The organism is Thermomonas sp. (assembly GCF_020850895.1).
Taxonomy (GTDB): domain Bacteria; phylum Pseudomonadota; class Gammaproteobacteria; order Xanthomonadales; family Xanthomonadaceae; genus Thermomonas.
Genome location: NZ_JADZDS010000055.1, coordinates 1 through 6,866 on the forward strand (window position 1 = coordinate 1; position 6,866 = coordinate 6,866).

Here is a 6,866-nt window from a genome sequence, read left to right on the forward strand (position 1 = left end):
TCGAAGCCGGCGCGCTCGCGGGTCAGGCCGCCCGGGCCCAGCGCCGAGACGCGGCGCTTGTGGGTCACTTCCGACAGCGGGTTGTTCTGGTCCATGAACTGCGACAGCTGCGAGGAGCCGAAGAACTCCTTCATCGCCGCAGCCACCGGCTTGGCGTTGATCAATTCCTGCGGGGTCAGGCCTTCGGATTCGGCCATCGACAGGCGTTCCTTGACCGCACGCTCGACGCGGACGAGGCCGACGCGGAAGGTGTTTTCGGCCATTTCACCGACCGAGCGCACGCGGCGATTGCCGAGGTGGTCGATGTCGTCGACCACGCCGCGGCCGTTGCGGATTTCGCACAGCACGCGGATCACGTCGAGGACGTCCGAAGCGTCGCCCGCCTCCGTGCGCATCCGCACCGACTCATCATCCTTACGGGAAGCGTAGTACTTGGCGTCGTACAGCACCGGCACGCCGGTGACTTCCTTGCGGCCCAAGCGACGGTTGAACTTCATCCGGCCAACCGAGGACAGGTCGTAGCGCTCGTAGGCGAAGAACAGGTTATGGAACAGGTTCTGGGCCGCATCCTTGGTCGGCGGCTCGCCCGGGCGCATCATCCGGTAGATTTCGACCAGCGCGTCCATCTGGGTCTTGGTCGCGTCGATGCGCAGGGTGTTGGACAGGTAGGCGCCACGATCGAGGTCGTTCACCCACAGGGTGCCGACGGTCTCGATCCCGAACTTGCGCAGCTTGCCGAGCAGATCGACATTGATTTCGTCGTTGGCGCTGGCCAGCAACTCGCCGGTGGCGGCATCGACGATGTCGTGCGAGAGGATGCGGCCGAGGATGTAGTCGTCCGGCACCGAGAGAGCGGCGACGCCGGCGGCCTCAAGCTGCTTGATGTGGCGGGCGGTGACACGCTTGCCGGCTTCGACGATGATCTTGTCGCCGTCGGCCAGGTCGAAGTCCAAGGTTTCACCCTTGAGGCGTTCCGGCACCAATTCCATCTGCACGCCTTCCGCTTCGATGTGGAAGGTGTTGATGTCGAAGAATTCGTTGAGCATCTCCTCGTTGGAGTAGCCCAGCGCGCGCAGCAGCACCGACACCGGCAGCTTGCGGCGGCGGTCGATGCGGGTGAACAGGGCGTCCTTGGGATCGAACTCGAAGTCGAGCCAGGAGCCGCGATAGGGGATGACGCGCGCGGAGAACAGCAGCTTGCCCGAGCTGTGGGTCTTGCCGCGATCATGGTCGAAGAACACGCCCGGGCTGCGGTGCAACTGGGAGACGATGACGCGCTCGGTGCCGTTGACGATGAAGGTGCCGTTGTCGGTCATGAGCGGGATTTCGCCCATGTAGACTTCCTGTTCCTTGACGTACTTGATCGCCTTGGTGCTGGACTCGCGATCGTAGATCACCAGGCGCACCGTCACCCGCAGCGGCGCGCCGTAGGACAGGCCGCGGGTGCGGCACTCGCGCTCGTCGAAGGCCGGCTCGCCGAGCTTGTAACCCACATATTCCAGCGCGGCATTGCCGCTGTAGCTCACGATCGGGAACACCGACTTCAACGCGGCGTGCAGGCCCTTGTCCTCGCGCTTGGCAGGCTCGATGGTTTCCTGCAGGAATTCGCGGTAGGAATCGACCTGGATGGCCAGCAGGAAGGGCACTTCCAGGATCGAGCGACGCTTGCCGAAATCCTTGCGGATGCGCTTCTTTTCGGTGAAGGAGTAATGCTTGGCGGTGGACATGGAGCGGACGCCTCGTCTGTGTTGGGCCGCATGCGGCCTGCGTTAAGCGAAAATCGACAGTGGAAAGTCGCTGGTATTGCCGGCACCAGCACGCCCTCTCCCGCTACTTTCGACTGTCAACTCTGGGGGCGGGATTGGGGATTCGGGATTCGGGATTCGACAAAGCAGGTGCAGCCCACGCTTGCGAATCCCCAATCCCGAATCCCAAATCCCGGTCATTCAACAACGGCCAAAGGCCGAGGGCTTTCGCCCCCAGCCTTGGTTTTGCACCGTCATTCCGCTGCGTGCGGGACTCCGGTGGATTGAAGCTTGTTCACGACCAATTCGATCAGCCAATTCCAGGAAATTGGAACCCCGCCGTGGCGGGGATGACACATGGGCAACCTCGCCAATGGATCCCCGCTTGCGCGGGGATGACGCACTGGCAAAGGCGTGCGCGCTTACGCGCGCACGCGCCAGTGCGTCACTTGACTTCGACGGTCGCGCCAGCGGCTTCGAGGTCCTTCTTCATCTTCTCGGCGTCGTCCTTCGACACGCCTTCCTTCACCGGGCCACCGGCGACGGTGAGGTCCTTGGCTTCCTTCAAGCCCAGGCCGGTGATGGCGCGGACGGCCTTGATGACTTCCACGGTCTTGCTGCCGGCGTTCTTCAGGATGACGCTGAACTCGGTCTGCTCTTCGACGGCGGCGGCGGCCACGGCCGGGCCAGCGGCCATCACCGGGGCGGCGGCGGAGACGCCGAACTTCTCTTCGATGGCCTTCACCAGGTCCATCACTTCCATCAGCGACATGCCAGCGACGGCGTCGACGATCTGCTCATTGCTCAGGGACATTTGCATTTACCTCTGGAGATGTTGCGTTGAATGGGAAAACGTTGTCGGGTTCGCGGATTGCTCAGGCCGGTTCGGCCTGGGCCTCGACCGGGGCTTCGGCTTCGCCGCCGCCCTGCTTGTCGGCCACGGCCTTGACCGCACGGGCGAACATCGCCGCCGGCTCGGCCAGCACGCGTGCCAGCATCGCGAGCGCCTGCTCACGGGTCGGCAGCGAGGCCAGCACTTCGACGTGGGTTGCCGGATACTGCTGGCCACCGACGACGACGAGCTTGGGCTGCAACTTGTCGTTGCCCTTGGCGAACTCCTTGATCAGGCGACCGGCAGCGCCGGGCTCCTCGGTCGAGAACGCGTACAGCAGCGGACCCACCATCGAGTCTTTTGCCACTTCGTACTCGGTGCCGGTGACGGCGCGCGCGGCCAGCGTGTTCTTGACGACTTTCAAGAACACGCCCGTCTCGCGGGCCTTCTTGCGCATCGCGGTCATCTGCGAAACCGTGGTGCCGGCATACTCGGCCGCGATCAGGGAGTGCGCCTTGGCAGCCACTTCGGCCACTTCGGCGACAACGTCCTTTTTCTGGGACAGATTGAGAGCCATGTTTACTCCTTGGTTGAATTCCGCCCGCGGCTCCTGCCGCAAACGGCCCTTGGCGATGTCATCCGTGACATCGGGGATGCATGCGCACCCCTCGGTGGCCATCCAGATCTGTCTTTTCAAACATTCCAGAAGGGCGACACCATCTGCGCAGGCCCGACCCCGAGAGGTACGGATTAAGCGATCCCGCCTTCGGCAACGGCGAATCCATGCCATGCGAGCATCCTTGCCCGTCGTTGCCACGCGCAGACCGCACCTGCGGTCTTTGACGGCTTCCGCATCGATCGATTGATGCAGGGCCTTCAAATTTTTCTGCCGCCATTCCCACGCAAACAGGAACCCGGCGTTTGTTGTTGCTTCCTCCAGCCTTCAATACAACTTGAAGGCTGGATCCCCGCTTGCGCGGGGATGACGTTCCGGCGAAGGCGCCTGCGCAATACGCAGGCGCGCCGTCACGTCACTTCAGGCTCAGGCTGGACTGATCCACGGTCACGCCGGGACCCATGGTCGAGCTGAGCGAGATCTTCTGCAGGTAGGTTCCCTTCGAGGTCGCCGGCTTGGCCTTGACCAGGTCCGCCAGCAGCGCCTGCAGGTTGCCCTTCAGCGCATCATTCTCGAAGTTGGCCTTGCCGATGGTGCAATGGATGATGCCGGCCTTGTCGGTGCGGTAGCGCACCTGGCCCGCCTTGGCATTGCGCACGGCGCCAGCGGCATCCGGCGACACCGTGCCGACCTTCGGGTTCGGCATCAGGCCGCGCGGGCCCAGCACCTGGCCGAGCTTGCCGACCACGCGCATCGCGTCCGGGGTGGCAATCACCACGTCGTAATTCAGCTCGCCGCCGAGCATGCGCTCGGCCAGATCGTCCATGCCGACCACGTCGGCACCTGCGGCCAGCGCTTCGTCAGCCTTGGCGCCGGCCGGGCAGAACACCGCCACCCGCACCGACTTGCCGGTCCCGGCCGGCAGCACGGTGGAACCGCGCACCTGCTGGTCGGACTTCTTGGCGTCCACGCCAAGACGCACGGCCACGTCGATCGCTTCGACGAACTTGGCCTTGCTGGTGCTCTTGAGGATCGTCAGGGCTTCATCGATGGCATATGCCTTGCCCGGAACGGTGGCGGCGAGGATCGCCTTCTGTCGCTTGTTCAGTGCCATTGTCTCAGCCCTCCACCGTCAGACCCATGGAACGGGCCGAGCCCGCGATCGTCCGCACCGCCGCGTCCAGGTCGGCCGCAGTCAGGTCGGCTTCCTTCGCCTTGGCGATGTCTTCCAGCTGCGCACGCGTCACCTTGCCCACCTTCTCGGTGTTCGGGCGCTTGGAGCCGGAGGTGACGCCCGCCGCCTTCTTCAGCAGCACCGTAGCCGGCGTGCTCTTGGTGACGAAGGTGAAGGTACGGTCGGAATAGGCGGTGATGATGACCGGGGTCGGCAGACCCGGCTCGAGCTTGGAGGTCGCTGCGTTGAACGCCTTGCAGAACTCCATGATGTTCAGGCCGCGCTGACCCAGCGCAGGACCGACTGGCGGCGAGGGGTTGGCCTGACCGGCCTTCACCTGCAGCTTGATGTAGCCAACAACTTTCTTTGCCATCGTCTTGTCTCCGGGTGCAAACGCCTGGGCTGCAGGCTCCCCATCGGACCGGGATCATCGACATTGCAAGCGCCACGCGTCCCGGCATCGCGCATCCGCCCGAATTGCAACCACCCCGAAGCGCCGATCGCGCTGCGAACGGCGCTTGAAATGGTGAGCCGCGTATTGTAGCAGGTTTCCGGACAACCGTCCTGCCGGCCCGAATCAGGCCTTTTCGACCTGACCGAAGTCCAGTTCCACCGGCGTGGAACGGCCGAAGATGAGCACGGCCACGCGCAGCTTGCTCTTGTCGTAGTTGATCTCTTCGACCACGCCATTGAAGTCGTTGAACGGCCCGTCGACCACGCGCACCATCTGGCCGGGCTCGAACAGCACCCTGGGCTTGGGCTTGGCAACGCCGTCCTGCACGCGCTGCAGGATCACATCGGCCTCTTGGTCGCGGATCGGCAGCGGGCGATCGGCGGTGCCGCCGATGAACCCCATCACCTTCGGGGTTTCCTTGACCAGATGCCAGGACTCGCTGTCCATGCGCGGGATGCCGTCTTCGACATGGGTCACGATCTGCACCAGCACGTAGCCGGGGAAGAACTTGCGCTCGGAACGGCGTTTCTGGCCGGAGCGCATTTCCACCACTTCCTCGGTGGGGACGAGGACTTCGCCGAAGCGGTCCTGCATGCCCATGCGCACGATGCGGTCACGCAGCGCTTGCGCCACCGACTTCTCGAAGCCTGAATAGGCGTGGACGACGTACCAGCGCTTGAGTTCTTCGGTATTGCTCACTACGGACTCCATCAGCTGCCGAGCAGCCATTTCACGCCGGACTGGATGACGAGGTCGAACGCCGCCATCATCAGGCTGAACACCACCACGGCGATGATCACCACCAGCATCATGCGGTTGGTTTCCTGCCGCGTCGGCCACACCACCTTGCGCAGCTCGAACCGTGATTCGGCAAGGAACTCCCTGGTCTGCACGCCCTTGGCGGTAAACCAGAACACCGAACCTGCAGCGGCCATGCCTGCGGCAACCACCATCAGGCGCACGCCAGCGGGCCAGTCCGAGAACAGGTAATAGGCAACGATCCCCGCTGCGACCAGCAGCAGGGCGATGACGTATTTGACGATGTCCAAGGGACTCTTGGACGGATTGGGCAGCGCTTTGCTGGTCAAGGCTGGAATCTCTGGGCGGCGCCAGAAGACGCCGATCCCGGTTGGCACGCCAGGAGGGACTCGAACCCCCAACCTGCGGTTTTGGAGACCGCTGCTCTGCCAATTGAGCTACTGGCGTATGAAATTTGCATTGTTCCCGAAAAGGCAACGGCGGCTTGCGCCGCCTGGCCTTGCTCCAACTCGACTTGCGGCGAATCGGAGCCGGGTATTGCTGGTATGGCCGGGCTTCGGCATGCCGAGGCCCGACCACTGGATCCCCGAATGAAGCACTCGGGGATGACCCAACCGCTGCCGTGGCAACCAGCGGGTTTTGCTCCAGCTCGTCGTTCCCGCGTAGGCGGGAACCCATGGACGTTCGCTTTCGCTCTGAACCTCCCTGGATCCCCGATTGGAGCACTCGGGGATGACGCAACCGCAACCGTGCGCGCCTAGCGCGCACGGGCGGGTTGCGTCACTTGACGATCTTTGCCACCACGCCGGCGCCCACCGTGCGGCCGCCTTCGCGGATCGCAAAGCGCAGGCCTTCGTCCATCGCCACCGGGTGGATCAGGGTGACGGACATCTTGATGTTGTCGCCCGGCATCACCATCTCCACGCCTTCCGGCAGCTGCACCGCGCCGGTGATGTCGGTGGTGCGGAAGTAGAACTGCGGGCGGTAGCCCTTGAAGAACGGCGTGTGGCGGCCGCCTTCGTCCTTGCTCAGCACGTACACTTCCGACTCGAACTCGGTGTGCGGGGTGATCGTGCCCGGCTTCGACAGCACCTGGCCACGCTCCACGTCGTCACGCTTGGTGCCGCGCAGCAGCAGGCCCGCGTTGTCACCCGCCTGACCCTGGTCCAGCAGCTTGCGGAACATCTCCACGCCGGTCACCGTGGTCTTCTGGGTCGGACGGATGCCGACGATTTCCACTTCCTCGCCCACCTTGATCACGCCGCGCTCGATGCGCCCCGTCACCA

Annotated in this window: 7 protein-coding genes, 1 tRNA gene and 1 pseudogene; all 9 read right to left on the minus strand. The window is 64.1% G+C overall.

Going from position 1 to position 6,866, the window contains the following annotated elements:
* Positions 1-1,727: pseudogene (rpoB, locus tag IT472_RS05425) on the minus strand (DNA-directed RNA polymerase subunit beta); the annotation flags it as partial.
* Between the two features lie 463 nt (positions 1,728-2,190).
* The gene (gene rplL, locus IT472_RS05430; RefSeq protein ID WP_297179527.1) at positions 2,191-2,559 is read right to left on the minus strand and encodes a 50S ribosomal protein L7/L12; all 369 of its coding nucleotides are present in this window, start codon (positions 2,557-2,559) and stop codon (positions 2,191-2,193) included.
* 61 nt (positions 2,560-2,620) lie between these two features.
* Complete coding sequence (rplJ, locus tag IT472_RS05435; RefSeq protein ID WP_297179529.1) at positions 2,621-3,154, minus strand: 50S ribosomal protein L10; 534 nt, start codon at positions 3,152-3,154, stop codon at positions 2,621-2,623.
* A 454-nt stretch (positions 3,155-3,608) separates the two neighbouring features.
* Positions 3,609-4,307, minus strand: coding sequence for a 50S ribosomal protein L1 (rplA, locus tag IT472_RS05440; RefSeq protein ID WP_297179532.1), 699 nt, complete (start codon positions 4,305-4,307; stop codon positions 3,609-3,611).
* A gap of 4 nt (positions 4,308-4,311) precedes the next feature.
* Entirely contained in the window at positions 4,312-4,740 is a 429-nt protein-coding gene (gene rplK / locus IT472_RS05445) for a 50S ribosomal protein L11 (protein WP_297172228.1), read from the minus strand.
* Positions 4,741-4,944: 204 nt separating this feature from the next.
* Entirely contained in the window at positions 4,945-5,520 is a 576-nt protein-coding gene (gene nusG / locus IT472_RS05450) for a transcription termination/antitermination protein NusG (RefSeq protein WP_297179534.1), read from the minus strand.
* Between the two features lie 11 nt (positions 5,521-5,531).
* Positions 5,532-5,909, minus strand: coding sequence for a preprotein translocase subunit SecE (gene secE / locus IT472_RS05455; RefSeq protein ID WP_297179537.1), 378 nt, complete (start codon positions 5,907-5,909; stop codon positions 5,532-5,534).
* Positions 5,910-5,951: 42 nt separating this feature from the next.
* A tRNA-Trp gene (locus tag IT472_RS05460) sits at positions 5,952-6,027 on the minus strand.
* Between the two features lie 333 nt (positions 6,028-6,360).
* Positions 6,361-6,866 (minus strand): EF-Tu/IF-2/RF-3 family GTPase (locus tag IT472_RS05465; protein WP_297179540.1); only part of this gene is annotated, 506 nt, incomplete at its 5' end.

Bases quoted from the DNA above. Each gene is read 5' to 3' on its own strand.
- rplA (WP_297179532.1), bottom strand. From the start codon at position 4,307: ATGGCACTGAACAAGCGACAGAAGGCGATCCTCGCCGCCACCGTTCCG.
- rplL (WP_297179527.1), bottom strand. From the start codon at position 2,559: ATGTCCCTGAGCAATGAGCAGATCGTCGACGCCGTCGCTGGCATGTCG.
- rplK (WP_297172228.1), bottom strand. From the start codon at position 4,740: ATGGCAAAGAAAGTTGTTGGCTACATCAAGCTGCAGGTGAAGGCCGGT.
- rplJ (WP_297179529.1), bottom strand. From the start codon at position 3,154: ATGGCTCTCAATCTGTCCCAGAAAAAGGACGTTGTCGCCGAAGTGGCC.